Origin of the sequence: Paenisporosarcina sp. HGH0030, from assembly GCF_000411295.1 — a bacterium.
Taxonomy (GTDB): Bacteria; Bacillota; Bacilli; order Bacillales_A; family Planococcaceae; genus Paenisporosarcina.
Genome location: NZ_KE150421.1, coordinates 315,433 through 341,607 on the forward strand (window position 1 = coordinate 315,433; position 26,175 = coordinate 341,607).

28 protein-coding genes and 1 other annotated feature are annotated in these 26,175 nt (G+C 41.0%); of the genes, 26 read left to right on the forward strand and 2 right to left on the reverse strand.

The features are described 5' to 3' along the window. Positions 1-4: 4 nt before the first annotated feature. From HMPREF1210_RS01590 to mtnN, 17 genes are all read left to right on the forward strand, one after another. Positions 5-1,147, forward strand: a complete 1,143-nt coding sequence (locus HMPREF1210_RS01590) for a cysteine desulfurase family protein (protein WP_016426839.1) — start codon at positions 5-7, stop codon at positions 1,145-1,147. Between the two features lie 20 nt (positions 1,148-1,167). Continuing rightward, on the forward strand, positions 1,168-2,289 hold the full coding sequence (gene mnmA, locus HMPREF1210_RS01595) for a tRNA 2-thiouridine(34) synthase MnmA (protein WP_016426840.1): 1,122 nt from the start codon (positions 1,168-1,170) through the stop codon (positions 2,287-2,289). A gap of 18 nt (positions 2,290-2,307) precedes the next feature. Further along, positions 2,308-2,964: a lipopolysaccharide assembly protein LapB gene (locus HMPREF1210_RS01600; RefSeq protein WP_016426841.1), complete on the forward strand. Its 657-nt coding sequence runs from the start codon at positions 2,308-2,310 to the stop codon at positions 2,962-2,964. Between the two features lie 21 nt (positions 2,965-2,985). Beyond that, the gene (locus HMPREF1210_RS01605; RefSeq protein WP_016426842.1) at positions 2,986-5,430 is read left to right on the forward strand and encodes an ATP-dependent RecD-like DNA helicase; all 2,445 of its coding nucleotides are present in this window, start codon (positions 2,986-2,988) and stop codon (positions 5,428-5,430) included. 957 nt (positions 5,431-6,387) lie between these two features. Next, entirely contained in the window at positions 6,388-7,038 is a 651-nt protein-coding gene (locus HMPREF1210_RS01610) for an HAD family hydrolase (protein ID WP_016426843.1), read from the forward strand. 117 nt (positions 7,039-7,155) lie between these two features. Further along, positions 7,156-7,364: a binding site (T-box leader), on the forward strand. 267 nt (positions 7,365-7,631) lie between these two features. Further along, a complete protein-coding gene (gene alaS, locus HMPREF1210_RS01615) occupies positions 7,632-10,259 on the forward strand; it encodes an alanine--tRNA ligase (protein WP_016426844.1) in 2,628 nt (875 codons plus the stop codon). 90 nt (positions 10,260-10,349) lie between these two features. Next, positions 10,350-10,616 (forward strand): IreB family regulatory phosphoprotein, encoded by a 267-nt coding sequence (locus HMPREF1210_RS01620; protein ID WP_016426845.1) that lies wholly within the window; start codon positions 10,350-10,352, stop codon positions 10,614-10,616. Between the two features lie 3 nt (positions 10,617-10,619). Continuing rightward, the gene (ruvX, locus tag HMPREF1210_RS01625; RefSeq protein ID WP_016426846.1) at positions 10,620-11,045 is read left to right on the forward strand and encodes a Holliday junction resolvase RuvX; all 426 of its coding nucleotides are present in this window, start codon (positions 10,620-10,622) and stop codon (positions 11,043-11,045) included. Positions 11,046-11,051: 6 nt separating this feature from the next. After that, positions 11,052-11,345, forward strand: a complete 294-nt coding sequence (locus HMPREF1210_RS01630; protein ID WP_016426847.1) for a DUF1292 domain-containing protein — start codon at positions 11,052-11,054, stop codon at positions 11,343-11,345. Positions 11,346-11,764: 419 nt separating this feature from the next. After that, positions 11,765-12,883 carry an endolytic transglycosylase MltG gene (gene mltG, locus HMPREF1210_RS01635; RefSeq protein ID WP_016426848.1) on the forward strand — a complete coding sequence of 373 codons (1,119 nt, stop codon included), beginning with the start codon at positions 11,765-11,767 and terminating at the stop codon, positions 12,881-12,883. 113 nt (positions 12,884-12,996) lie between these two features. Then, entirely contained in the window at positions 12,997-13,632 is a 636-nt protein-coding gene (locus HMPREF1210_RS01640; protein WP_016426849.1) for an O-methyltransferase, read from the forward strand. Between the two features lie 5 nt (positions 13,633-13,637). After that, positions 13,638-14,567, forward strand: coding sequence for a peptidase U32 family protein (locus tag HMPREF1210_RS01645; protein ID WP_016426850.1), 930 nt, complete (start codon positions 13,638-13,640; stop codon positions 14,565-14,567). 17 nt (positions 14,568-14,584) lie between these two features. Beyond that, positions 14,585-15,862, forward strand: a complete 1,278-nt coding sequence (locus HMPREF1210_RS01650) for a U32 family peptidase (protein WP_016426851.1) — start codon at positions 14,585-14,587, stop codon at positions 15,860-15,862. Next, a complete protein-coding gene (gene udk, locus HMPREF1210_RS01655) occupies positions 15,859-16,497 on the forward strand; it encodes a uridine kinase (protein WP_016426852.1) in 639 nt (212 codons plus the stop codon). The genes HMPREF1210_RS01650 and udk overlap by 4 nt, the downstream gene beginning before the upstream one ends. Before the next feature lie 109 nt (positions 16,498-16,606). Next, the gene (gene greA, locus HMPREF1210_RS01660) at positions 16,607-17,083 is read left to right on the forward strand and encodes a transcription elongation factor GreA (protein ID WP_016426853.1); all 477 of its coding nucleotides are present in this window, start codon (positions 16,607-16,609) and stop codon (positions 17,081-17,083) included. 270 nt (positions 17,084-17,353) lie between these two features. Further along, a complete protein-coding gene (locus HMPREF1210_RS01665) occupies positions 17,354-18,049 on the forward strand; it encodes a YrrS family protein (protein ID WP_016426854.1) in 696 nt (231 codons plus the stop codon). 118 nt (positions 18,050-18,167) lie between these two features. Then, the gene (gene mtnN / locus HMPREF1210_RS01670; protein ID WP_016426855.1) at positions 18,168-18,860 is read left to right on the forward strand and encodes a 5'-methylthioadenosine/S-adenosylhomocysteine nucleosidase; all 693 of its coding nucleotides are present in this window, start codon (positions 18,168-18,170) and stop codon (positions 18,858-18,860) included. 13 nt (positions 18,861-18,873) lie between these two features. Here mtnN and sigK read toward each other — a convergent pair whose 3' ends face one another. Together sigK and pssA are read right to left on the reverse strand one after the other, a co-directional pair. Further along, the gene (sigK, locus tag HMPREF1210_RS01675; protein WP_016426856.1) at positions 18,874-19,623 is read right to left on the reverse strand and encodes an RNA polymerase sporulation sigma factor SigK; all 750 of its coding nucleotides are present in this window, start codon (positions 19,621-19,623) and stop codon (positions 18,874-18,876) included. 85 nt (positions 19,624-19,708) lie between these two features. Continuing rightward, positions 19,709-20,248 (reverse strand): CDP-diacylglycerol--serine O-phosphatidyltransferase, encoded by a 540-nt coding sequence (pssA, locus tag HMPREF1210_RS01680; protein ID WP_016426857.1) that lies wholly within the window; start codon positions 20,246-20,248, stop codon positions 19,709-19,711. 91 nt (positions 20,249-20,339) lie between these two features. Here pssA and HMPREF1210_RS01685 point away from each other — a divergent pair, with 91 nt between their 5' ends. The 9 genes from HMPREF1210_RS01685 to HMPREF1210_RS01725 are packed head-to-tail and all read left to right on the forward strand — an operon-like array spanning position 20,340 to position 26,141. Further along, a complete protein-coding gene (locus HMPREF1210_RS01685; RefSeq protein ID WP_016426858.1) occupies positions 20,340-21,122 on the forward strand; it encodes a phosphatidylserine decarboxylase in 783 nt (260 codons plus the stop codon). 37 nt (positions 21,123-21,159) lie between these two features. Then, positions 21,160-21,681 carry a YqeG family HAD IIIA-type phosphatase gene (locus HMPREF1210_RS01690; RefSeq protein WP_016426859.1) on the forward strand — a complete coding sequence of 174 codons (522 nt, stop codon included), beginning with the start codon at positions 21,160-21,162 and terminating at the stop codon, positions 21,679-21,681. Beyond that, the gene (gene yqeH / locus HMPREF1210_RS01695; RefSeq protein ID WP_016426860.1) at positions 21,678-22,781 is read left to right on the forward strand and encodes a ribosome biogenesis GTPase YqeH; all 1,104 of its coding nucleotides are present in this window, start codon (positions 21,678-21,680) and stop codon (positions 22,779-22,781) included. The genes HMPREF1210_RS01690 and yqeH overlap by 4 nt, the downstream gene beginning before the upstream one ends. A gap of 12 nt (positions 22,782-22,793) precedes the next feature. Beyond that, positions 22,794-23,636 (forward strand): shikimate dehydrogenase, encoded by an 843-nt coding sequence (gene aroE / locus HMPREF1210_RS01700; protein ID WP_016426861.1) that lies wholly within the window; start codon positions 22,794-22,796, stop codon positions 23,634-23,636. Then, positions 23,623-23,922 carry a ribosome assembly RNA-binding protein YhbY gene (yhbY, locus tag HMPREF1210_RS01705; RefSeq protein ID WP_016426862.1) on the forward strand — a complete coding sequence of 100 codons (300 nt, stop codon included), beginning with the start codon at positions 23,623-23,625 and terminating at the stop codon, positions 23,920-23,922. The genes aroE and yhbY overlap by 14 nt, the downstream gene beginning before the upstream one ends. A gap of 2 nt (positions 23,923-23,924) precedes the next feature. Continuing rightward, complete coding sequence (locus HMPREF1210_RS01710) at positions 23,925-24,491, forward strand: nicotinate-nucleotide adenylyltransferase (RefSeq protein ID WP_016426863.1); 567 nt, start codon at positions 23,925-23,927, stop codon at positions 24,489-24,491. Then, positions 24,484-25,053, forward strand: a complete 570-nt coding sequence (yqeK, locus tag HMPREF1210_RS01715) for a bis(5'-nucleosyl)-tetraphosphatase (symmetrical) YqeK (protein WP_016426864.1) — start codon at positions 24,484-24,486, stop codon at positions 25,051-25,053. Before HMPREF1210_RS01710 ends, yqeK begins: the two co-directional genes overlap by 8 nt. After that, the gene (gene rsfS / locus HMPREF1210_RS01720; protein WP_016426865.1) at positions 25,054-25,404 is read left to right on the forward strand and encodes a ribosome silencing factor; all 351 of its coding nucleotides are present in this window, start codon (positions 25,054-25,056) and stop codon (positions 25,402-25,404) included. It abuts the gene before it with no gap. Continuing rightward, a complete protein-coding gene (locus tag HMPREF1210_RS01725) occupies positions 25,404-26,141 on the forward strand; it encodes a class I SAM-dependent methyltransferase (RefSeq protein WP_016426866.1) in 738 nt (245 codons plus the stop codon). Before rsfS ends, HMPREF1210_RS01725 begins: the two co-directional genes overlap by 1 nt. Positions 26,142-26,175 lie beyond the last annotated feature (34 nt).

The following is a 26,175-nucleotide window of genomic DNA, read 5'->3' on the forward strand; positions in this document are numbered from 1 at the left end:
CGACATGAATAGAATTTACTTAGACCACGCAGCTACTTCGCCCGTACATCCGCAAGTCATTGAGAAATTAGTCCACACGATGGAACAGTCGTATGGCAATCCATCAAGTATTCATGCGACTGGCCGGGAAGCCCGAAAACAGTTGGATCAAGCCCGTGAGCTTTTGGCAAATAGCATTGGTGCGAAAGATCAGGATATCATAATGACCAGTGGCGGGACGGAAGCGGATAACTTGGCGATTTTCGGAACAGCATTTGCGCGTAAATCTCTTGGCTCACATATTATCACGTCTCAAATTGAACATCATGCCGTTTTGCATGCATGTGAAAAGCTAGAAAAAGAAGGATTTGACGTGACTTATTTACCTGTCAATGAACAAGGGCTTGTGTCAGTGGAAGACTTTAAACAAGCACTTCGTGAAGATACCATTTTAGTGACCATCATGCTTGGAAACAATGAAATGGGGGCCATTCAACCGATTGTAGAAATTGGCCAATTGTTGAAACACCACCAGGCTACTTTCCATACAGATGCTGTTCAAGCATACGGATTGATGCCAATATCAGTGGATGATCTTCATGTGGATTTATTGTCTGTTTCCTCACATAAAATCAATGGTCCTAAAGGAATTGGCTTCCTTTATCAGCGAAAAGGCACAAAATTATCACCACAGCTTTTTGGTGGACAGCAGGAACGCAAACGTCGCGCGGGTACTGAAAATGTACCTAGTGTACTTGCTTTCGCAGAGGCCGTATCGATTGCACAGCAGTCGATGGATGAAAAACGAAAACTGTACCAACAATTTAAGGAAATAATGATTTCCACATGGGAAGACAAAGGAATTGCATTCCAAGTTAACGGGAATGTACAATCGACTCTTCCGCATATTTTAAACGTCAGCTTCAAAGGGACGGACGTGGAAGCACTATTGGTGAATTTGGATATGGCTGGACTTTCTGTATCGAGCGGTTCAGCTTGTACAGCAGGATCCATCGATCCATCCCATGTGCTTGTAGCAATGTTCGGAGAAAATGCGGATGAACTTCGTAATTCTATCCGCTTCAGCTTTGGTTATGGAATAACACTTGACGATGTAACGGAAGCAGCAACGAAAACTGCCGCCGTATTAAATAGACTTGTGAAATAAATGTAGAAAAGGTGAAAGAGATGCAACAATTAAAAAGTCCTGCAGAAACACGTGTAGTTGTCGGCATGTCGGGTGGCGTTGATTCGTCCGTTGCAGCTTATTTATTGAAAGAACAAGGGTACGATGTCATCGGAATCTTCATGAAAAACTGGGATGATACTGACGAAAATGGCGTATGTACAGCAACGGAAGATTATGACGACGTCATCAAGGTCTGTAACCAAATCGGCATTCCGTACTATGCAGTGAATTTTGAGAAACAATATTGGGATAAAGTGTTCACTTACTTTTTGGAAGAATATAAAGCAGGTAGAACCCCAAATCCAGATGTGATGTGCAATAAAGAAATTAAATTCAAGGCATTCCTTGAGCATGCAATCAGTTTGGGTGCTGATTATTTGGCTACCGGACATTACGCTCAAGTCAAGGAAGTGGACGGAGAAACCCAACTTCTTCGCGGTCTGGATAACAATAAAGACCAAACGTATTTCTTGAATCAATTGAATCAGGAACAATTATCGAAAGTTATGTTCCCAATTGGTCATCTTGAAAAGAAATTGGTTCGTCAAATCGCTGCAGAAGCTGGATTGGCAACAGCAGCAAAAAAAGATTCAACAGGCATTTGTTTTATCGGCGAACGCAATTTCAAGGAATTCCTGAGCCAATACTTGCCTGCACAGCCGGGGAATATGGTAACAATGGACGGGGAAGTTATGGGCCGTCATGATGGTCTAATGTATTACACAATCGGTCAACGTCATGGCTTAGGGATTGGTGGAGCTGGCGACCCGTGGTTTGTTCTAGGGAAAAATCTTGAGAATAACGAATTGCTGGTCGGCCAAAACATACATCACGAAGCACTATTTTCTGATCAATTGACAGCTGTTAACATGAGTTTTACAACGAATGAGAAAAAAGACAATACGTTCTCTTGTACAGCGAAATTCAGATACCGTCAGGAAGACGTAAAAGTTGATGTGGAATTGACGGAAAACAACGGCGCGGTTATTACTTTCGCAGTGCCTGTCCGTGCAATTACCCCTGGACAAGCAGTCGTTTTATATGACGGTGATGTATGTCTTGGTGGCGGAACAATTGACGAAGTCATAAAGAACGGAAAAAAATTGACATACGTCGGCTAATGAACGAGGAGTGAGAAGATGAAAGAATTGGAACTTGGCATTGCAGCCATTCAAAACAAAGATTATGAACAAGCTGTTGTTCATTTCAATAATGCAATTGAAGAAGAGCCGAATAACCCACTTGGATATATTAACTTTGGAAACTTACTGGCACGCATGAATGAAACAGAACGTGCTGAACGCTTCTTCCAAAAGGCTATTACTCTGGATGAAAAAGCAGCGACAGCTTTTTATGGATTGGCTAATTTATATTACGAGCAGGAACGTTACGAAGAAGCGGCGAAGCTTTATGAGAAATCGATTCAGTTTGGCATTCAAGGTGCTGACGCTTACTTCATGTTAGGGAAATGCTTCGAACGATTGGGGAACCCTAAACTTGCACTGCCTTATTTACAACGTGCAGCTGAACTTGAGCCAACAGATGTACAAATCCGCTTGTCTTACGGCATCGGATTGGCAGCTCTTGAGATGTTCAAGGAAGCTGAACCAGAATTTATGTATGTCATTCATGAAGACTTGAACAATGCAGATGCCCACTACAATTTGGGCGTTTTGTACGCTGTATCCACAGACCGCACGAATGATGCTTTGTATCATTTGAAACAGGCGTATACACTGCAACCGAATTTCGAACAGGCACGTTATGTGTACGACATGATTGCATTAAGTCAATAACCATTCTAGGAGGCGACAGCTTTGCCAAATCAAATCGATTTATTTCAACAAGAAGCGATGTATATTACAGGCAAACCTGTCGTCACCATTTTTCATAATGCCACTAACTTATTCTCCATCGTGAAACTTAAAATCAACGAAACAAATTCTACATATGAAGATAAAGAAATCATTGTAACCGGCTACTTCCCACCTTTGATGAATGAAGAAGCGTATCGTTTTACAGGCCAGATCAAACAGCATCCAAAATACGGAACCCAGTTTCAAGTGGAAACATTCTCAAAAGACGTGCCGGAGACCGAACAAGGCATCATTCATTATTTGTCGAGTGACTTGTTTCATGGAATTGGACGTAAAACGGCCGAAACGATCGTCAAGAAACTTGGGAAAGATGCAATCCGAATCATTTTGGATGACCCTGAAGCACTTGACGCCGTTCCACGACTTGCCAAAGAGAAAAAAGAAACCATTCGTATGACGCTTGAGCAAAACCTTGGCTTGGAACGTGTCATGATTCAATTAAATGAATGGGGATTTGGTCCCCAACTGGCGATGAGGATTTACCAGACCTACCGTGAGGAAACGATCGACGTGTTGATGAAAAATCCGTTTCGACTGATTGAAGACGTGGAAGGCATCGGTTTTCACCGTGCGGATGAACTGGGTTCCAAACTTGGTATGACCGGTAAACACCCTGACCGAATCAAAGCAGCCGTTTTCCATTTATTGAACGCTGCTTCGCTCAGTGAAGGACATGTTTACTTGCATGCGGAGCATATTTTACCGAGCGTTAAGCAATTGCTGGAGTCCAGCCAATTTGAAGAAGTCCCATACGATGCTATTTCAACAGCATGCATGGAACTAGTCGAGGAAGGAAAATTGGCTGGGGAAATGTCGCGGTTCTATTTGCCTTCGCTATATTTTTCCGAAGTGGGCATCGCTTCCAAACTGGAAACATTGATTCAGGAACAACAAGAACGAACAGGTTTCCCGACTTCTGAAATTCGAAAAGCGCTCGGCGAAGCTGAAGAAAGACTAGGTGTTTCATATGCAGAGACGCAAATAGCTGCTATTGAACTCGGGATGAATGCATCCGTCATGTTATTGACAGGTGGGCCAGGTACAGGGAAGACAACCGTCGTCAGGGGACTTGTGGAAGTTTACGCTGAATTGCATGGTCTGACGCTCGATCCAAAAGAATACGCAAAAAAACAAGAACCATTTCCGATAATTTTAGCGGCACCAACTGGACGGGCTGCAAAACGTTTGAATGAATCAACGGGTCTCCCATCCATGACAATCCATCGTTTACTTGGATTCACTGGCCAGGAAAAAGAGGAAGAAACAGAACGGGACATAAAAGGGAACCTGATTATTATCGATGAAATGTCGATGGTTGACACATGGCTTGCCCATCAATTATTAAAGGCAATTCCTGAAGGGGCACAAGTCATATTCGTAGGTGACCAGGATCAATTGCCTCCTGTGGGACCAGGTCAAGTTCTGAAAGACTTGCTTGCGTCAAAGAGGATTCCGACAGTGGAACTGACGGACATTTATCGTCAATCTGCCGGATCGTCCATAATTGAACTTGCCCATCAAATGAAAAAAGGCCAGTTACCGACCAATTTAATCGACAAAACGAGCGATCGTTCTTTCATTAAAGCTGGACCGGAACAAATCGCAAAAGTGGTTGAACAAGTCATCAAAAGTGCCTTAGCAAAAGGTCATACGATAAAAGAATTGCAAGTGCTCGCACCGATGTATAAAGGTCCAGCTGGGATTGATGCACTCAATAAAATGATTCAGGAAATGGTCAATCCGAATGACACGAAGAAACGCAAGGAAATTGTGTTCGGTGAAACGATCTATCGCATAGGTGATAAAGTGCTGCAACTCGTCAATCAGCCGGAAAGCCAAGTGTACAACGGGGATATGGGCGAAGTGATCAGCATTTCTAAAGCCAGTGAAAATGTCGAAAAGCAGGACATGTTGATTGTTTCATTCGAAGGGATAGAAGTGACCTATCAGCGTAATGATTTAGGACAGTTGACGCTTGCTTATTGTTGCTCAATTCATAAATCGCAAGGCAGTGAGTTCCCGATTGTCATCATGCCAGTCGTTCGCAGTTACATGAAAATGCTGCGACGCAATTTACTGTACACAGGAATAACACGTGCAAAAAACTTCCTCATTTTGTGTGGAGACGCTGAAGTCTTTAAATTTGGCATTGAGCGCAATGATGATTTGGCAAGACTGACTTCACTGAAGGAGAGATTGAGTGAAGAGGCAGTGCCTGTGACTGAACCAACTGTAGAGAACGAAGACAATGAAGTTGCTGATGAACTTATAGAGGAAAACGACCAGGAAATTTCATTGACGGCCTCCAACCATTTGACGATTCATCCTTTGGTTGGCATGAACGGTACCACGCCTTATGACTTTTTAGAAAAAATTGCTGAATGATAAATATGAACCTAGAAAAAACACACATGTAAAACGTGTGTTCAGACTGTGGACAAAGAAAAAAATGAGTGAATATAACTGTATACTATTGAAAAAGAGCCTATGCAAGAGAATGTTGATTTCCATTGTGGCGGACGCGTTTCGCGGGCACGGCTTCAGTCTCCTCGTCACTACGTTCCTGCGGGGTCTTCAGCTCGTGCTGTTCCCGCTGAAGTCGCCGCCTCCACTCCAATCAAAAGAAGTTGCTTCTGAAAGCGTGTTTCTGCAAAATATTTAAGTTAGAAGGTGGTTGGCTATTTCTGAAGACTCCTGCGGAAAAACGAAAAAAGCTAGACCCCACAGGCTCAGCTGTCATAGACAGCTGAACCGAGGAGGCTAGCGTTTCGTCCGCGGAAAGCGAAAGAAATAGCCGACCACAATCTTTTTCGATAGAGTGCAAAAAATAAGAACTCAATTTTTATACTTTTATATTAATTATTATTCTTTTGTCAACAAGCTGCACACATGTAAATGTGTGTTTTTTTTGTTCTTTACCACCATATGATTGATTTATCGTACATTTGCGCTAGCCGCGATCCGCATGAGCCAACAAGTATGAAAACCATATACTTGTGGGTCTTATTCTCCGAAAGTGATGCTCCTGCGGTTACTCGTCGCAAAGAATATGGTCAAACCCCTTTGACCATATTCTTTCTTGCGGTATGCTAGTTGCAAATGAACTCTTCGTATTTAGGTTTTCTACAGTTGTTAATCATATTTTATTTGGTAAGGAATCTGCGCCAAAAACGTTTGCTACAGTTTCTGTTTCTGTTTCTGCATCGCTACGCTAGCTTCGAAACATGAAAGTGCGTTGCATCACTTGGAAAGTTTACATAGCTAAGCCTTTTTATTTTATAAGTCAATTTAGATAAACATCAATTAGCCGAGAAAATAAAATCTTAAAAGAGGGTGTGCATGATGATAAAAGCAGTTATTTTCGATTTTTATGGGCTGATTATTGATACAGAGACGGTATGGTTTGAAGCATATAAGGAAGCGTTGTATCAATTCGAGGTGAATTTGACCATTGAACAGTTTGCGTTAGTGATTGGTACTGATGATACCCTATTGGATAAATATATTGTGGACAATATAAAAGAGTTGTCCACTATTTCTGAGGTCAGAGAATTGGCATCCCAACGATTTCACGAAAAGATTGGTCAGCCAATTTCAAGAGACGGTGTAGAAGATTATTTAATTGCAGCTAAAGAAGCGGGCCTTAAAATAGGATTGGCTTCCAGTTCAAAAAGAAGTTGGGTAGAAAATTTTTTAACTCAGCTTGGTATTCTTCATTATTTTGAAGTAATCAAGACGAGAGATGATGTTTCAACTGTTAAACCAGATCCAGAACTTTACCTGCAAGCCATTGAATCATTGGGTGTGAAACCAGAGGAAGCTGTTGCTTTTGAGGATTCAATGAACGGTTTGAAGGCAGCACGTGGGGCAGGTTTGAAATGTGTGATTTTCCCAAATCCGGTAACAACCAATTTAGTATTTGAAGATTACAATCTTAGGTTGTCCTCGATGGCAGATCAATCTTTGGATCTCCTTCTGAAAGAGTTACTATAGAAATAACAGCCTTTAACTCTCGTCAAGATGAAAATATTAAAATTGAGTAATTTGCATGCACTTAAATAAAAGTCAATTGACACATGCGTAATTGTTTTTTATAATTCTAACAAATGAATGAAAACGTTGATGGAGAAAGTACATTTGAGAAGCTTGCAAAAGAAAGAGGTTCCTTGGCTGAAAGAACCTTCAAGTGGATGTTATGGAAAGCTACTCCTGAGTGCAGCTAATCACTGCCGTAAGCCGCGTTAAGGCATAATCGAGAGACAGCAAATTCGTTTGCTGTAACTAGGGTGGTACCGCGAATTGAAGCCTTCGTCCCTTTTTTAGGGATGAGGGCTTTTTCTATTGTCTTAGCTTTAAGGACCAGCTCTTCCCCGTTGCGCCAGCAGGCTTCTTGACTCACGACTCAAAAGGTCAGTGTCTAGTTTTACAGGCCAATCCGCTCTTAAGCTTCACATCTTCATTCGAAAACTCGTTTTCGGATTCAGATGCTCCAGCACCTGAGTCGGATTAGAGCGGCCTGTTCAACATTTCATGGTGTCAAGCTGAATCAGCGCTTTATGCTTTTAAAATTGAAGGAGGAAAACTTGATGAAAACTGCAGCAGAAATCCGTCGCATGTATTTAGACTTTTTCATTGAAAAAGGTCATGCACTAGAACCAAGTGCACCACTTGTACCAATTAACGATAACTCACTACTTTGGATCAACAGTGGTGTGGCAACGTTGAAGAAATATTTTGATGGACGTGTAATTCCTGACAATCCACGCATCACGAATGCACAAAAATCAATTCGTACGAATGACATTGAAAATGTCGGTAAAACAGCTCGTCATCATACATTCTTTGAGATGTTAGGAAACTTCTCGATCGGTGAATACTTTAAAAAAGAAGCGATTCACTGGGCTTGGGAATTTCTAACGGATAAGAAATGGATCGGATTTGACCCGGAATTGTTATCGATCACAGTTCACCCAGAAGATGAAGAGGCATACGCAATCTGGCGCGACGAAATCGGAATTCCAGAAGCTCGCATCATCCGCTTAGAAGGGAACTTCTGGGATATCGGAGAAGGTCCAAGTGGTCCAAACTCGGAAATTTTCTACGACCGTGGCGAGAGCTATGGCAACGACATGACGGATCCGGAAATGTACCCAGGCGGAGAAAACGACCGTTACTTGGAAATCTGGAACTTGGTGTTCTCTGAATTCAACCATAACCCAGATCACACGTATACGCCGCTTCCAAAACAAAACATCGATACGGGTATGGGTCTTGAACGTATGGCATGTGTCGTGCAAAATGTACCAACGAACTTCGATACAGATCTATTCATGCCGATCATTCGGAAAACCGAAGAAGTATCGGGTAAAACGTATGGCAATGGTGGTGCAGATGATTTAGCGTTTAAAGTCATTGCAGACCATACACGTACGGTTGCTTTTGCAATTGGTGACGGGGCACTTCCTTCAAATGAAGGCCGCGGCTATGTATTGCGTCGATTATTACGCCGTGCAGTACGTTTTGGTAAAAATCTAGGAATTGACCGTCCATTCATGTTCAACCTAGTACCGATTATTGGCGAAATCATGAAAGATTTCTATCCAGAAGTCGAAGCGAAACAAGAGTTCATTATGCGCGTTATTAAAAATGAAGAAGAACGCTTCCACGAGACATTACAAGACGGCCTTGGCATTTTGTCTAATGTTATTTCAACGCAGCAAGCAGCTGGACTGTCAATCATTCCAGGAAGCGATGCTTTCCGTTTGTACGACACATACGGTTTCCCTGTCGAGTTGACGGAAGAATATGCAGAAGAAGTAGGCATGACCGTTGACCATGAAGGCTTCAAAGCTTCACTGGAAGCTCAGCGTACACGTGCTCGTTCAGCTCGTAAAGATGTTGATTCCATGCAGGTGCAGTCAGAAGTATTAGGGAATATTAAAGAAGAAAGTCAATTTATTGGTTACGATACAATGGGCGTTTCTTCAAAAGTTCTGGTTATTGTAAAAGACGGAGAGCTTGTCAAGCTTGCACAAGAAGGCGATGAAGTAAAAGTCGTACTTGACCAAACGCCTTTCTATGCAGAAAGTGGCGGACAGATTGCCGATCACGGAACGATTGAAAATGATTTATTCAAAGGATTTGTGAAAGATGTCCAAAAAGCACCAAATGGTCAAAATCTTCACACCCTAGTGATTGAATCAGGAGAGCTTTCAGTTGAAGCTGACGTAACAGCAACAGTCGATCAGACAATGCGCAAATCAACGGTCAAAAACCATACAGCGACACATTTATTGCATCAAGCGTTAAAAGATGTGCTTGGAACACATGTTAATCAAGCAGGTTCTTACGTTGGTCCTGATCGCTTACGTTTTGACTTCTCTCATTTCGGTCAAGTAACAAAAGATGAATTGTTAACCATTGAACAACAAGTGAACGAGAAAATTTGGGAAGACATTCAAGTAGTTACAGGCTATCACGGTATCGATGAAGCGAAACAAATGGGTGCGATGGCACTGTTCGGTGAAAAATATGGCGATATCGTACGAGTCGTTTCAATTGATCAATACTCACTTGAACTTTGTGGTGGATGTCATGTAAGCAATACGTCACAAATCGGCTTCTTCAAGTTAGTAAGTGAAAGCGGAATTGGCGCAGGAACACGTCGTATCGAAGCAGTTACAGGCAAAGCCGCATACCAGCTTGTTAAGGAAGAAGAGAGTATCCTAGAAGAAGCAGCTGCAGCTTTGAAAGCAAATACAAAAGATGTAGTGGCTCGTGTTCAAGGCTTACAACAGGAACTTCGCCAAGTTCAACGTGAAAATGAATCATTATCAGCAAAAATTGCAAATAGCCAAGCATCTTCCATTTTGGAGAAGGCTCAGCAAATTGATGGTGTAACGGTATTGTCTGCACGTGTTCAAGCAAAAGACAACAACCAACTGCGTCAAATGATGGATGATTTAAAAACGAAGATGAATGAAGCGGTTATCGTCCTTGGAGCTTCAGAAGGCGACAAGGTAATGTTAATTGCTGGTGTCACAAGTGATTTATCAGGTGGAAAATATCATGCTGGAAATATCGTGAGAGTTGTTGCCGAACAGTGCGACGGCAAAGGTGGCGGTCGTCCCGATATGGCAATGGCTGGTGCGAAAGATTCGTCGAAACTTGATGGAGCTTTACAATCTGTGTATGATTATGTCAAATCCGTTTAATAAAAAGTTGAAATCGGTTATACTTAACAAGTAACAAAAATATGCTTGTACAAGACAATCAGATTTTACTCCGAAAGCGAGGTGCTGATCATGAGTTCATTTGACAAGACAATGAAGTTTAATTTTCCGGAAGAGTCCATGGAACAAGAAGTGAAGCAAGTTATGCTTCATGTCCATTCGGCGCTTGAAGAGAAAGGGTATAACCCAATCAATCAAATTGTCGGCTACTTACTTTCGGGTGATCCGGCATATATTCCTCGCCACCAGGATGCACGAAATTTAATCCGTAAGCTTGAACGTGATGAAATCTTAGAAGAACTTGTAAAGTTCTACATCAAGAAGAATAACGAGGCATAAGTTATGAGAGTAATGGGCTTGGACGTTGGGACGAAAACAGTAGGTGTTGCAATCAGTGACGCTTTCGGTTGGACCGCCCAAGGGATCGAAACCATCAAAATTGATGAAGCAAATGAAAAATTCGGATTAGAACGTATTGCCGAGTTGATGAAGTTGCACGAAGTATCATCGTTTGTGGTAGGATATCCAAAAAACATGAACAATTCGATTGGACCACGTGCCGAAGCGTCTGAACGCTACGCGGAATTATTACGTCAAACGTTTGAAAAACCCGTTTATCTTTGGGATGAACGCTTAACGACATCCGCTGCGGAAAAAATGCTTATCAGTGCTGACGTCAGTCGGAAAAAACGTAAAGAAGTCATTGATAAAATGGCTGCAGTTATGATTTTACAAGGCTATCTAGATAGTCAATCTATTAAGAGGTGATTACCCATGGACCACGGACAACAAAATATTACAGTTGTAGATGACAACGGTAACGAACAACTATGTGAAGTACTATTTACATTTGAATCAGAAGAATTCAGCAAATCTTACGTTCTTTACTACCCATTGGGTGCTGAAGAAGACGAGAACGAAGAAATCGAAATTCATGCTTCTGCTTTCACACCATCTGAAGACGGTAAAGACGGCGAATTAATGCCGATCGAGTCAGACGAAGAGTGGGCAATGATCGAAGAAATGTTAAACACTTTCTTGGAAGAGGAAGAAGAAGACGAAGAATAGAAATTATTTCAAAACACAGCATGCTTCCCTTATGGGACAGGCTGTGTTTTTTTATTTGTTCAGTTAGCTAAACTGTTGCAAACAAGACGCCTTGCATGCAAAGGAACGAAGGTTAAAAACGCCACGTCCTACTCCTGCGGTAACTCTTCGCAAAAAAAATTGTGGCAACACCTTTATGACCCACTTCATGAGGGCCTAAGCGTGAAGAATGAGACCCACAAGTATGTGGTTTTCATACTTGTTGGCTCATACTGAACATGTGGCTAGTGCAAAATTACGATAGTAGAGTTGGAAATGAAAGCACGAAACATATTAGTAGAGAAAGCGTTCCTATTAGGCAGAATGATGAATATACATTCTGCCTTTTTCTTTTGTCTAAATATCTTGTATAATAAATGTCAGATAGAGGGGGGTAACCCGTGGAAAACGAAACAAAAAAAGATATTATGTTTAATCGTATGAAAGAAAAGAAAAAAGAAGTGAAAATTGTCAGACGTATCGTGCTTGCAATTGTTCTTATTGTATTGATTGGTGGAGGAATAACTGCTTACAGTGGATACAAATATGTAAAAAGCGCATTGCAGCCAGTTGATGAAAAATCGGAAGAAATCATTCCAGTCAAAGTCGAAATTGGTTCGAACCTCGATTCGATTGCAGCGCTACTCGAAAAAAAAGGAATCATTAAAGATGCGCGGATCTTCAAATATTATGCGAAGTTCAATAATGAATCAGATTTCCAAGCGGGTGATTATGGCCTAAGCAAATCTATGACATTAGACGAATTAATCGAGAGTTTGAAAACTGGTAAAGTATACAGAGAACCAGTCTTCTCGATGACGATTCCAGAAGGACGCACCCTGGAAGAAATAGCTGCGAGAGTTGAAGAAAAAACATCGTATACGTCGAAGGAGTTTATGGACCTGGTGACAAACCCGGATTTCATTGATCAAATGATTGGCAAATACCCAACCATTTTATCAGATGAAATTAAAGGGCCAGATTTACGCCACGCATTGGAAGGCTATTTATTCCCAGCGACCTATGCGTATTATGAAGAAAAACCTTCATTGGAATCCATCGTAGATCAGATGTTGAAAAAGACAGCAAACGTCTTAACACCTTACACAGAAGTCCTTGCAGAGAAGCAAAAGTCTGTACACTGGTTGATGACATTTGCCTCATTGCTTGAAGAAGAAGCGACAGCTGATACTGACCGTGAAATGATTGCAAGTGTTTTCAATAACCGTATGAAAGAGAAAATGCCTTTACAAACAGACCCAACAGTTCTATATGCACTTGGTGAACATAAGGACCGAGTATTATATAATGATTTAGAAATTGATCATCCATACAATACGTATAAAATTCAAGGATTGCCTCCAGGTCCGATTTCTAATCCTGGAACCCAGTCCATTGAAGCCGTACTGAATGCACCGGAATCCGAGAACTTTTATTTCCTTGCTGATAAAGAAGGAGTCAATCATTTCTCGAAAACGTATGACGAGCATTTAGCAAAAATTGAACAATATTTACGTTAATCGTGACAAGATTGTCACCATTATCACTGAAAGAAGGGAAGGCTATCGCTTTCCTTCTTTTTTTATGATAAGATGGGGTGTAATTTTTGTGCGTTAAAGGAGTTAAACTGGAAATGAAAACTTCACAATCCTACATTACTTCACATATTAAGCAACGCCCTGTTTTACTGTCGAATATGGAACAATTCGCTAAAGAACAACATATTCCAATCATGGAAATTGTGGCGATTGAATCACTTCTTCAATTTCTTCGACTGCAACAGCCGAAATCCATTTTGGAAATCGGTTCGGCCATTGGGTATTCAGCCATTCGCATGGCTTTGACTCTACCTGAAACAGTAATGACGACAATTGAAAAAGATGAGGGCCGTTTTCAATTGGCTTCTACCTACATAAAACAGGCTGAATTGACCGAACGAATTCAACTTTTACACGGCGATGCACTGGAAATCGATATAAACCATTTTAAACTTGGTCAGTATGATGCGCTATTCATTGATGCTGCAAAAGGTCAATATCAACGATTTTTTGACAAGTATTCACCACTCGTTCCTAGCGGTGGTGTTATTTATTGTGATAACATGCTGATGCACGGTTTTACGGAAATTGATATTCAAGATGTGCCTAGAAGAAAACGAACGATGGTCCGTAATTTGCAACAATTTACGACCTGGCTGATGAATCACGAAGAATATGAAACATCATTCCTGCCTATTGGTGATGGCATTACGATTAGTATAAAGAGGTGACTCGCTTGAAAAAACCAGAATTACTTGTAACTCCGCAGTCTGTAGAACATTTACAACAATTGATAGACGCTGGAGCAGACGCATTTTTAATTGGGGAACAACGATTTGGTCTGCGATTAGCAGGTGAGTTTACAATTGGTGATATTGAAAAATCAGTTACACTCGCTCACGCTGCGAACAAAAAAGTATATGTGGCAATGAACGCGCTCTATCATAATGAGCGTGTCGAAGCATTAGGTCCATATATGGAACAACTGGCTTCATTCGGAGTGGATGGCATTACGTTCGGTGATCCAGCTGTTGTCATGGCGAAACGTGAAACAGGTATCGAAATTCCACTTCACTGGAATACCGAAACGACTGCAACAAACTGGTTCACTGCTAACTATTGGGGGAAACGCGGTGCCAATCGAGCTGTGCTGGCGAGAGAGTTAAGCATGGAAGAAGTCATTGAAATTAAAGAAAACGCAGAAGTTGCTGTAGAAGTGCAAGTTCATGGTATGACTTGTATGTTCCAATCGAAGCGTTCATTGCTTGGAAACTATTTCTTGTATCAAGACAAAGCGATGGAAATTGAAAATCGTGCGAACAACAAAAACATGTTTTTACATGATAAAGAACGCCACAATAAATATCCGATTTATGAGGATGCTAACGGGACGCATATTTTTAGTCCAAACGACATGTGTATTATTGATGAGTTGAACGAGCTCATTGACGCTGGTGTTGATTCGTTTAAAATTGATGGTGTATTGCAAGAGGCAGACTATGTAACGAAAGTGACTAGTCTTTATCGTCAAGCGATTGATGCGTATATGGTCTCACCAGAAACGTACGATCAAATTAAAGATGAATTATTAACGGAAATTGAAGAAATGCAACCGTCACTTCGACCACTCGATACCGGCTTCTTCTTCAAAGAAACCGTGTATTAAGGAAGGGGAGAATCAGCATGCCATTACTTCAACATGACCGAATTAGTGAAATCATTGATGGCAAACGCGTCATTGTTAAAAAGCCAGAACTCCTTGCTCCTGCAGGAGATCTTGAAAAGCTGAAAATCGCTGTTCATTACGGTGCGGACGCTGTGTTTATTGGTGGCCGTGAATTTGGACTTCGTTCAAATGCAGGTAACTTTTCAATAGATGAAATGCGACAAGCAGTTGAGTTTGCGAACGGCTATGGTGCGAAAATTTATGTCACGACAAACATTTTTGCACATAACGAAAATATGTATGGTTTGGCAACATACTTAAAAGATATTGAATCAGCAGGTGTGACAGGCATTATCGTTGCAGATCCATTAATTATCGAAACATGTCGTCAAGAAGCGCCTAAGCTCGAAATTCATTTAAGTACACAACAATCTTTATCAAACTGGAAAGCAGTCCAATACTGGAAAGATGAAGGTTTGCACCGCGTTGTTCTTGCCCGTGAAACGAGCGGCGACGAAATTCAGGAAATGAAAGAAAAAGTCGACATAGAAATCGAAGCTTTCATTCACGGAGCTATGTGTATCGCTTATAGTGGCCGCTGTACGTTGTCGAATCATATGACAGCACGTGACTCAAACCGTGGTGGATGTTGCCAGTCTTGTCGATGGGATTACGATTTGTACGAAGTAAACGAAGGCGAACAGCAACCTTTATTCAGTGAGGGTGACGCGCCATTTGCTATGAGTCCAAAAGACTTGAAACTAGTCGAATCCATCCCACGTATGATTGAACTTGGCATTGATTCACTGAAAATTGAAGGTCGCATGAAATCGATTCATTACGTAGCTACCGTTGTCAGTGTCTACCGTAAAGTAATCGATGCGTATTGCGCAGATCCCGAGAACTTTGTGATAAAACGCGAATGGCTTGAAGAACTCGAAAAATGCGCGAACCGTGATACGGCAACTGCTTTCTTTGAAGGTGAACCAACATATGAAGAGCAAATGTATGGTGTCCATGGCAGAAAGACAACGACAGATTTTATAGGTCTTGTTCTGGATTATAATGAAGAAACAAAAATGGTCACATTGCAACAACGGAATTACTTTACAAAAGGGCAAGAAGTGGAATTCTTCGGCCCAGATACTGAAAATTTCCGGATGACCATTACAGAATTATGGGATGAAAAAGGAATGGAATTGGATGTTGCACGCCATCCGTTGCAAATCGTTCGTTTCAAATCCGACATCCCTTTAAGACCAAATAACATGATGAGAAAGGAGCTTGTACGATGACATTTAAGCGCCCACTTGTTATTGGTATTGCTGGTGGCTCTGGTTCAGGGAAAACAAGTGTTACCAAGGCAATTTATGACGTTTACAAAGAAAAATCCGTAGTCGTAATCGAACAAGATTATTATTATAAAGATCAAAGCCATCTAAAATTTGAAGAGCGACTTGCTACAAACTATGATCATCCTTTGGCTTTCGATACAGATTTGTTAATTGAACATATTCATCAACTTTTGAATCGTAAAGCAATCGAAAAACCTGTGTATGATTATGCAGTTCACACTCGTGCAGACGAAACGATTGTAATTGAGCCACAGGATGTTATTATATTGGAAGGTATTTTGGTTCTCGAAGATGAGCGCTTACGAGATTTGATGGACATCAAATTGTTTGTCGATACGGACTCGGATTTACGCATCATTCGTCGTATAATGCGCGACATCAATGAACGGGGCCGTTCCATCGAATCGGTTGTGGAACAGTATTTATCTGTCGTACGTCCGATGCATAACCAATTTATCGAACCGACGAAAAGATATGCAGATATCATTATTCCAGAAGGTGGCCAAAACCAGGTTGCCATTGATTTAATGGTTACAAAAATTAAAACAATTCTTGAATCTGATATCATTGTGTAATATGATATTGAAAGACTGACAAAATTATCTAATTACTTAGCCGCATATTTATAAGATGCGAGTCATAGTATTTTTATTAGTTAGCAAGTAGTTGAAGGAGTGAAATACATTGTCAACAGAAAAACAATACCCTATGACTGCTGCTGGAAAGCAGAAATTAGCGGACGAACTAGAATTCTTGAAAACGGTTAAACGTAAAGAGGTTGTTGAACGTATTAAAATTGCACGTAGTTTCGGTGACTTATCCGAGAACTCTGAGTATGATTCTGCTAAAGAAGACCAAGCATTCGTTGAAGGACGTATCTCAACTTTAGAATCAATGATTCGCAATGCGGTCATTATTGCAGAAGACGAGCAAAATAACGACATCGTATCCCTTGGGAAAACGGTTTCCTTTATTGAAGTTCCAGACGGAGAAGAAGAAACATACACTATCGTTGGTTCAGCTGAAGCAGATCCGATGGAAGGTTTGATTTCAAATGATTCTCCAATCGCGAAAAGCTTAATTGGCCGTTCGGTTGGAGATCAAGTAAAAGTATTGACTCCTGGCGGCGAAATGGACGTCAAGATTGTATCAATCAATTAATAATCAAAATCCACTCCTGCATCTTGGGAGTGGGTTTTTGTTTTTTGGGGGAGTGGAAAAAATTAGGGGATAATTGTTAGTTGCTCCGAAACTGAGGAACTTTATCTAAAAACTATTAAAACTGCTCCCAAATCACCAAAATTGCTCCAAAACATCTCTACGCCAAAAAATCAGCCGAAACCTTATCCAAATGAAACATTTCCTTAACACATTCGTCTAATTTGTAATCAACAATTATGTTATCATGCTGTATATAAGGGGGAGTACGCATTGGCAAATACACAGCGTCGATATACCTCGAGAAGTAATCGACCAAAAAAACCAAGCACGAACACAATATTAAATGCACTTATAGGGATCGTCATTGTCCTTATTATCATTACTGCCGGATTTATTTTCATCGGAAATGACGATGAACCTGAAAAAGCTGACAGCACGAAAGACACCGAGTCTGCAGAAACGGCAGATGGCTCAGAAGCTGAAGAAGAAGTTGATCCTGAAGACCAAATCGGTTCTGAACCAATTGCAGAAGAAGAGGCAACAGAAGACAGCGAATCATCTGAAGAAGAAGCTACTGAGGAAGAATCTACAACAACTGAAGATTCAACAACTGGTGGCACCGTAACTTCTACACCGTCTGATGATCCACTCGTTTCTGAACGAATCGTTAACACGGGCTGGAAGCCGGTAGGCACATCACAAACTGGCGAACATACATCTGTATATACCGAGGGGCATGTGGACTGGGATGAGAAACTAAAAGCAATGGCATATACAACAGGCTTAGCTGCGGACAATATGATTGTATGGCGTATTGAAAACGGGGGAAGTCCTCAGAAATCCATTGGGGTTGTATCCTCAAATGATAAAAAAGAAAAATATCGTGTGTATTTAGAGTGGGTGGACGGTGAAGGCTGGAAACCTGAAAAAATGGAGACTTTGAAAACATTGGACGGCGCCTATTGACTTTCGGCGCCGCTTTTATTATTTTAAGGGAAGTGTTTTTGCTCGAGACTAAATACGAAGCTTGTTCGAAAGTACATGTATCCAATGATTTATCAAACAGAAAAGAGGCGGAAACTATATGAAATTAGCAGTAATTGGCGCAATGGAACAAGAAGTTGAAGCGTTACGTTTGGCAATTGAAAATCCACAAACAACGGTTATCGCAAATAGTGAATTTACTGAAGGTACATATGCAGGGCATGACATTGTGCTGCTGCGAAGCGGTATCGGTAAAGTAAACGCAGCCATGTCAACGACCATTTTACTTCAACATTTCAAACCGGATGCTGTAATTAATACAGGTTCAGCTGGTGGCTTTGATGCAGAACTGGAAGTGGGAGCAGTCGTTATTTCGGATGAAGTGCGTCACCACGATGTGGATGTAACGGCTTTCGGCTATGAAATGGGACAAGTACCACAGCTTCCTGCGGCTTTCACCACAGACGCTAAGCTTCGTAAGCTTGCGGAAGAGGCAGTGGAAGAATTAGGCCAACATCAATATGCAACGGGCCTAATTGCTACAGGAGATTCATTCATGAACGATCCTGTGCGTGTTGAAAGCGTGCGTAATCATTTCCCTCACATGAAGGCGGCGGAAATGGAAGCGGCTGCTGTAGCGCAAGTGTGCCACCAATTCGACGTACCATTTGTTGTGATTCGTGCACTGTCTGATATTGCAGGGAAAGAATCATCCATCAGTTTTGATGAATTCTTGCCGACAGCTGCAAAACATTCGACACAAATCGTTTTACATGTAATTAGTAAATTATAAGCACGTTTCCGTGTTAAAATAGAGATTGATTGTTGGAGGCTCTTTCGATATCCAGTGAATCGAGAGAGTTTTTTTCATGTTTAAACAATTGATACAACTTTACGAGTGCTCGCTTTTCGATGCGGGAAACGTAACTTCTTGAAATATTCAATTGCTTGGCGATTTGTTTTTGAGTCATCGGTTCAAATTGATGTAACCCATATCTACGCTCAATAATTTCAATTTCGCGTTTCTCCAATTTGTCCAAGTGCCGGTAAAGTCTTGCCATCTGTTCTTTTTGTTCCAGTGTTTGTTGTGCAGTGTCTTCGTCAGTTTGCAGGAGATCTGTAATTTGGAGTGAATGGCCATCTTTATCCGTGCCAATCGGTTCGTAGAGAGAGACATCTTTTTGGACTTTTTTCTGGGAACGTAAATGCATGAGAATTTCATTTTCTATGCAGCGGGCGGCGTATGTCGCGAGGCGGGTCTTTTTATCTGGTGTGTAACTTGCTACGGCTTTCATTAAACCGATTGTACCGATCGAAATGTAATCATCGAGTTGTTCATGCTTTGGATGGAATTTTTTTACGATATGTGCAACGAGTCGCATATTCCGTTCAATTAATTCGTGTTTGGCTTCTTCATCACCGGCTAAGCAACGCTCTACATATATGGCTTCTTCTTCTTGGGATAGGGGCTTTCTAAATGCCTGACCTTTCAGGTAACCTAGGACTGCCGGAATTTCAATCCATAATTGCAGGACGGCAGACAATAAACCACTCATGCTGATGAGCACCTCCATGTCGTCTTTTGTCACTATATGTTAACGACATAAAAAGCATGAAAAAAACGACCACAATTTGCGGTCGTTACACTTTTTTCAAAGTAAAAGTACTAATCATCAATACAGCCAAAATGAGCACGAGGAACATATAAAAAACTGGTGAAAACAGGGACAATCCAAAATAAGAAAGCGTCAGTATAGTACCGGCAGCAGTAATTGGGAGACCAGTAAAGTAGCCATTCGAATCCATTATATTGAAACGTGCCAAACGAAAAGCTCCGCTGGCAATATAAATGATGGTGATGACCATTCCGGCTGTTCCAAATTCAAATAAATCAACCATGTATATGAGAATCGCTGGGGCAACGCCGAATGAGATGATATCGCTCATGGAATCGAGTTGTTTTCCGAGTTCCGATTCTTGACCTAATTTACGAGCAACCATCCCGTCGAAACGATCAAGTAATGCTGCGATAAATATAAACAGAACACTATAGCTATATGATTCGTTTAATGTGGTCATTATGGAAGCACCACCAAAAGATAAATTCCCGATGGTGATCATATTTGCTGCATGTGCTTTCATTTTTTTGATTGTGTGATCCACTCGATGCATTAAAAACAATGGACGACACTCCTTCTTGTGTAAAGTATTAGTTCATTATACTTCTTTCAACTAAAAAAAGGTAGAACATATTTAGAAGAGGTGGGATAACGTGAAACAGAAAGTTTACCAAACGCTTATTGAATTGACGAATGGCAAATGGTCTTCCGTGGCAATTCAGAAATTCGCCAAATCTTCTTGGAGTCGAAAAGTGATTCCATCTTATATACGTACATACGGAATACAGATGCAGGAAGTTTCACAAACTATCGAATCATTTCCGACATTGCATGACTTTTTCATCCGAAAAATTGATGCACAGCACCGTCCCATTGCAGAAGGAGAAATGGAAGTGGGAAGTCCTGTTGATGCAAAAGTTGAATCCATTGGGCAAATATCATCCACTGGAACATTTTTAGTGAAGGAAAAGTCGTATATCTTAACGGACCTGCTTGGAAATGTTGACCTTGCCTCACAATATGTTGGCGGGACTTATATGGTATTGTATTTAAGCCCTGCTGATTATCATCGAATTCATAGTCCGGTTAATGGACATGTTAAAAAACAAATGACACTTGGGAAAAAATCATACCCTGTGAATCAGGCCGGATTGTCTTATGGAAAAACCCCAATTAGCGGAAACTATCGACAAGTTACGCATTTGATTTGTCCAAATCAAAAAAACTGTGCAGTTATCAGTGTGGGTGCCATGTTTGTAAACTCAATTGAAATGACCAATACATCACGGGATTGGATAAAAGGCGAGGAAATAGGGTATTTCACGTTTGGTTCCACGGTTGTATTACTATTTGGAAAAGATGCTTTTCAAAAGGATTCGTCATTGACACCCGGCAGTCGGGTGCGAGTGGGTGAGAAAATCGGGAGTATGTTATAATCATTAGAGAAAAATAGGTTGAACGGAGTGTGTCACGGTGTATAAAAAATTTTTACCGAGCGAATTTGTGAAAAGTGTTTTCGACATTTCGCCTCAACGATTGCTTGATAAAGGAATTCGAGGAATCATAACGGATCTGGATAACACGTTAGTTGAATGGGACCGTCCTGATGCGACACCCAAACTTGTGAGCTGGTTGAAGAGTATGAAAGACGCAGGAATTCAAGTGACAATTGTTTCGAACAATAACGAGATGCGAGTGAAATCATTTGCAGATCCACTTGGTATTCCTTTCATTTATAAAGCACGTAAACCGATGGGCAAAGCATTTCGTAAAGCACTTCAACTAATGGATGTGAAACGTGAAGAAGTGGTAGTAATCGGCGATCAGCTCCTGACAGATGTTGTCGGAGGAAATCGCATCCAATTACATACGATTTTAGTATTGCCTGTCGCAAAATCGGACGGATTTTTCACGCGTTTCAATCGATTGGTTGAAAGACGAATTTTCAAGGCATTAAAAAGAAGAGGCTATGTAACTTGGGAGGAAGAAGTTTGACAACTATACCAACTTGTATCGGATGCGGTACTCAAATACAAACAGTAGATCTAAAGGAACCTGGATATGCACCACAATCATCACTGGAAAAAGAAGTGATTATTTGCCAGCGTTGTTTCCGTTTGAAAAATTACAATGAATTGCAGCCTGTGTCGTTAACGGATGATGATTTCCTTCGTATTTTGAACAGTCTTGGCAATGAACAAGGTCTGATCGTGAAAATCGTCGATATTTTCGATTTCAACGGAAGCTGGTTACCAGGTTTGCACCGTTTTGTAGGAAACAATCCAATCTTACTGGTTGCGAATAAAGTGGATCTGTTGCCGAAATCAGTGAAAAAACATCGCGTCATACAGTGGTTGCAGCAGGAAGCGAAGAAATTGGGATTGAAGCCTGTCGATGTCATGTTAGTCAGTGCCCATAAAGGTACTGGAATGGTGGAAGCGATGGAAGCAATCGATCGTCTTCGTGAAGGCAAAAATGCGTATGTAGTTGGTTGTACGAATGTTGGAAAATCAACTTTCATCAACCGTATCATCAAACAGGTGACGGGTGAAAAAGAAGTGATTACAACTTCACATTTCCCTGGAACAACACTTGATTTAATTGAAATTCCATTGGATGACAATCAATCACTTTATGATACGCCAGGTATTATCAATCATCATCAAATGGCGCATTTCCTTGACTCATCTGAACTTAAATGGATAACACCTAAAAAAGAAATCAAACCGAAAATTTTCCAGTTAAATTCAGGACAAACCTTATTCCTCGGAGGCCTTGCAAGATTCGATTTCATTCAAGGAGAACGTTCGTCGTTTACGGTTCATATATCGAATGATATAAATATTCACCGTACGAAACTTGAGAATGCTGATGCTTTGTATGCGGAACATTTAGGTGGAATGCTTGCACCGCCTTCTGCCGAATTTAAAGAGAATTTCCCACCACTTGTACGACACGAGTTTTCTGTTAAAGCAGGTAAGACGGATATCGTGTTCTCCGGATTGGGCTGGATTACTGTTAACCAACCGAACGTGGTCATTGCAGCATATGCTCCTAAAGGAGTAGAAATTCAAGTTCGTCCATCATTGATTTAGGGGGCGACTGACATGAAAAAATGGTACGCGGTCATTGGGGATCCCATTTCTCATTCGATGTCTCCGAGCATGCACAGCAAGTGGTTTGCCGATTTATCCATCGATGCCACTTATATTCCTGTGCATGTAAAGAAAGACAAGCTGGTTAATGCCGTCGAGTCACTTAAATGTTTAGGAGTGAGTGGTTGGAACGTAACCATTCCACATAAAGAAGCCATCGTCCCACTGCTGGATCATATTGATACGACAGCGGCCTTAATGGGCGCAGTCAATACGGTAGTGGTGGAAGAGGATGGTTCACTGACAGGATATAACACGGATGGCATCGGCTTTGTCAATTCGCTTGAAGAAGCGATGGGTGCAAATCTTAAAGATTTGCCTATCTTAATTATTGGTGCTGGTGGCGCTGCAAGAGGGATAGCCTTCGCACTGAAAGCTCAAGGGTATGTCCATATTTCCTGCGCAAACCGTACAATCGAATCTGCTGAACGATTAATTAATGATATAGATGGTGATCGTGCGATGTCACTTTCACAAGCTGAATCACAACTTGCACTGTTTCAAATCATTATCCAGACAACGCCTGCAGGCATGAAAACATCTACAGTGGACAAGCCAATGTCACTTGAAAATGTAACATCTTCAGCAATTGTTGCGGATATTGTGTATAATCCATTATTGACGCCTTTTTTGGCGGAAGCAAAAGATCGAGGAGCACGTTGTTTAAATGGCGTTGGGATGTTTGTACATCAAGGAGCATTCTCATTTCAAAAGTGGACAAATCGCAAACCTGATACGAAACAAACGATAGAGCAAGTCGAGCAAACACTAGGAGGTCCACATGTTAACAGGTAAACAAAAACGTTTTTTACGTAGTCAAGCACATCATTTAAGCCCTATTTTCCAAGTTGGAAAAGGCGGAGTGAATGAACATATGCTGAAACAAATTCAAGAAGCTTTAGAAGTTCGTGAACTGATTAAAATCAGTATTCTGCAAAATTGTGAAGACGATAAGCAAGAAGTAGCTGAGCAATTAGCAAATGGAACAAAAGCAGAACTTGTTCAGTTAATCGGCTTGACTGTTGTATTATACAAAGCTTCTAAAAACAACAAAAAAATCGAATTGCCGACAAGAGGCTAACGATGAAAAAAGTGTGCATTTTTGGTGGAACATTCAATCCTCCACATATTGGACATTTAATCATGGCAAATGAAGTGTTTCATGCACTGGATTTCGATGAACTTCGATTCATGCCGAACGCTAAGCCTCCACATAAAGAAGCATCGCATCTGGCAACTGGTGAACAAAGACTGCAAATGCTGCAGCTTGCCACCAAGCCATTTTCTTATTTTCAAGTGGAGCCTCTTGAGATTGAAAGAGGTGGCTTATCGTATACGTTTGATACGATGACAGAATTGACATCCCGTGAACCTCAAACACGTTTCAGTTTTCTGATTGGTGCTGATATGATTTCTTCTTTGGACAAGTGGTATAAAATTGATGACCTGGTCGAAAAGGTCCGATTAATCGGTGTACGGCGTCCAGGTTATGATGAACGCTCTGATTATCCAGTGACGTTAATCGATGCACCGTTGATTGATTTATCCTCCACGGCGCTGCGCAACCGGTTCAAAGAAGGAAAAAATGTATCATTGTTAATTCCAGAAAATGTACAAACTTATATTCGTCAGGAGAAATTGTATGAATAGAGATGATTTGATAAATGCTATACGTACGCGGATGCCTGAGAAACGAATTGTGCATACTTTAGGAGTAATGGATACAGCTATTCGATTAGCGAATGTGTATGGCGTATCTGAAAAAGATGCAGAGCTTGCGGCAATTTTACATGATGTCGTGAAATTTGCGGATAGGGAATGGATGAAACAAATCATTATCGATCAACAGATGGATCCAACCCTCTTAAATTTTCATCATGAATTGTGGCATGCCCCAGTCGGTGCATTTGTCGCTCAGCAGGAATTTGGAGTGTCAAATCAGGATGTATTGAATGCGATTTGCTACCATACTACTGGCCGCGCAAACATGACTGATCTTGAAAAAATAATTTATTGTGCCGATATGATAGAACCGAATCGTCAATTCCCGGGAGTTGATGATTTAAGACAACAGGATGAACTGGGACTGAACGCGTTAATGAAAGCTTGTGTCCAACGTTCGATTCAATTTTTATTGCAAAAAAATCAACCGGTATATCCGGATTCCATTCATTGTTATAATGATTTGGTTACACGAAAGGAAAATGACTGAATGACAGTTCCAACTTTACTAGAGGTTGCTTATAAAGCAGCAGATGACAAACGTGCAGAAGATATCGTCGTATTGAATATGAAAGGTGTATCTTTGCTTGCCGATTACTTTATTATTTGTCACGCAAATTCTGACCGTCAAGTGCAGGCAATTGCAAAAGAAATGGCAGAACAGGCAGGCCAATCCGGTTTTGATGTAAAACGTTTAGAAGGCTATGACGCAGCTCGTTGGGTATTAGTGGACATGGGCGACGTAGTTGCGCATGTATTCCATAAAGATGAACGTGCATTTTATAACTTAGAACGTTTATGGGGAGATGCACCAATCATCTCTGTAGACTCAGAAGCGTAATGACTAGCTATAAAGAGTTTGCACACATTTATGATGCATTAATGACGGATATTCCTTACGACAAATATGTCGAAAAGGTTATTTCGAATGTTGAAAATGTGAAAGGTAAATCTTTATTAGATATTGGGTGTGGAACTGGAGTCCTGTCTGCGAAATTTGCAGAACAGGGTTTTCTTGTTCAAGCCGTCGATTTGTCTGAGGAAATGCTGGCAATCGCAGCTGACCGCTTTCAAAAGCAGGGGATATCTATTCCGTTGTTTCATGTCTCAATGACTGATTTGGACGGATTCGAAGAAATTGATGTAGCTGTTCTATCGATTGATTCGTTAAATTACCTGGAAGAGGAAGCGCAAGTTCTTCAGACGTTGCATGGCATTCATGAATCGCTCGCCGCAGGTGGACAATTGTTCTTTGATGTTCATTCTGTTTATAAAATGGATGTATTATTTTTAGACGGTCCATTTACATATGAAGATGAGGACGTTGCTTATATCTGGCACACGGAACCAGGCGAGTATCCACACTCTGTTTATCATGATTTAACTTTCTTTATGAAAAATAAGAGCGGTTCATACGACCGTTTTGAAGAAAGTCATTTTCAACGTTCTTATGATGTAAAAGAATATCTATCATTCTTGCAGCAAGCAGGATTTTCGGAAATTAAGGTAACTGCAGACTGGGCGAATGAGTCACCTGAAGAAAACAGTGAACGAATCTTTTTCCACGCCATTAAATAGTTTCCATTGCTTTTCACATAAGACTTTCCAATAA

What these genes read in the sequence shown, in the direction of transcription:
- HMPREF1210_RS01640 (WP_016426849.1), top strand. Translation starts at nt 12,997, where the DNA reads ATGAAAACTTCACAATCCTACATTACTTCACATATTAAGCAACGCCCT.
- HMPREF1210_RS01620 (WP_016426845.1), top strand. Translation starts at nt 10,350, where the DNA reads ATGAGTTCATTTGACAAGACAATGAAGTTTAATTTTCCGGAAGAGTCC.
- HMPREF1210_RS01650 (WP_016426851.1), top strand. Translation starts at nt 14,585, where the DNA reads ATGCCATTACTTCAACATGACCGAATTAGTGAAATCATTGATGGCAAA.
- aroE (WP_016426861.1), top strand. Translation starts at nt 22,794, where the DNA reads ATGAAAAAATGGTACGCGGTCATTGGGGATCCCATTTCTCATTCGATG.
- ruvX (WP_016426846.1), top strand. Translation starts at nt 10,620, where the DNA reads ATGAGAGTAATGGGCTTGGACGTTGGGACGAAAACAGTAGGTGTTGCA.
- HMPREF1210_RS01610 (WP_016426843.1), top strand. Translation starts at nt 6,388, where the DNA reads ATGATAAAAGCAGTTATTTTCGATTTTTATGGGCTGATTATTGATACA.
- HMPREF1210_RS01710 (WP_016426863.1), top strand. Translation starts at nt 23,925, where the DNA reads ATGAAAAAAGTGTGCATTTTTGGTGGAACATTCAATCCTCCACATATT.
- mtnN (WP_016426855.1), top strand. Translation starts at nt 18,168, where the DNA reads ATGAAATTAGCAGTAATTGGCGCAATGGAACAAGAAGTTGAAGCGTTA.
- alaS (WP_016426844.1), top strand. Translation starts at nt 7,632, where the DNA reads ATGAAAACTGCAGCAGAAATCCGTCGCATGTATTTAGACTTTTTCATT.
- yhbY (WP_016426862.1), top strand. Translation starts at nt 23,623, where the DNA reads ATGTTAACAGGTAAACAAAAACGTTTTTTACGTAGTCAAGCACATCAT.
- yqeK (WP_016426864.1), top strand. Translation starts at nt 24,484, where the DNA reads ATGAATAGAGATGATTTGATAAATGCTATACGTACGCGGATGCCTGAG.
- HMPREF1210_RS01600 (WP_016426841.1), top strand. Translation starts at nt 2,308, where the DNA reads ATGAAAGAATTGGAACTTGGCATTGCAGCCATTCAAAACAAAGATTAT.
- rsfS (WP_016426865.1), top strand. Translation starts at nt 25,054, where the DNA reads ATGACAGTTCCAACTTTACTAGAGGTTGCTTATAAAGCAGCAGATGAC.
- mnmA (WP_016426840.1), top strand. Translation starts at nt 1,168, where the DNA reads ATGCAACAATTAAAAAGTCCTGCAGAAACACGTGTAGTTGTCGGCATG.
- HMPREF1210_RS01630 (WP_016426847.1), top strand. Translation starts at nt 11,052, where the DNA reads ATGGACCACGGACAACAAAATATTACAGTTGTAGATGACAACGGTAAC.
- HMPREF1210_RS01590 (WP_016426839.1), top strand. Translation starts at nt 5, where the DNA reads ATGAATAGAATTTACTTAGACCACGCAGCTACTTCGCCCGTACATCCG.
- udk (WP_016426852.1), top strand. Translation starts at nt 15,859, where the DNA reads ATGACATTTAAGCGCCCACTTGTTATTGGTATTGCTGGTGGCTCTGGT.
- HMPREF1210_RS01725 (WP_016426866.1), top strand. Translation starts at nt 25,404, where the DNA reads ATGACTAGCTATAAAGAGTTTGCACACATTTATGATGCATTAATGACG.
- sigK (WP_016426856.1), bottom strand. Translation starts at nt 19,623, where the DNA reads ATGAGTGGTTTATTGTCTGCCGTCCTGCAATTATGGATTGAAATTCCG.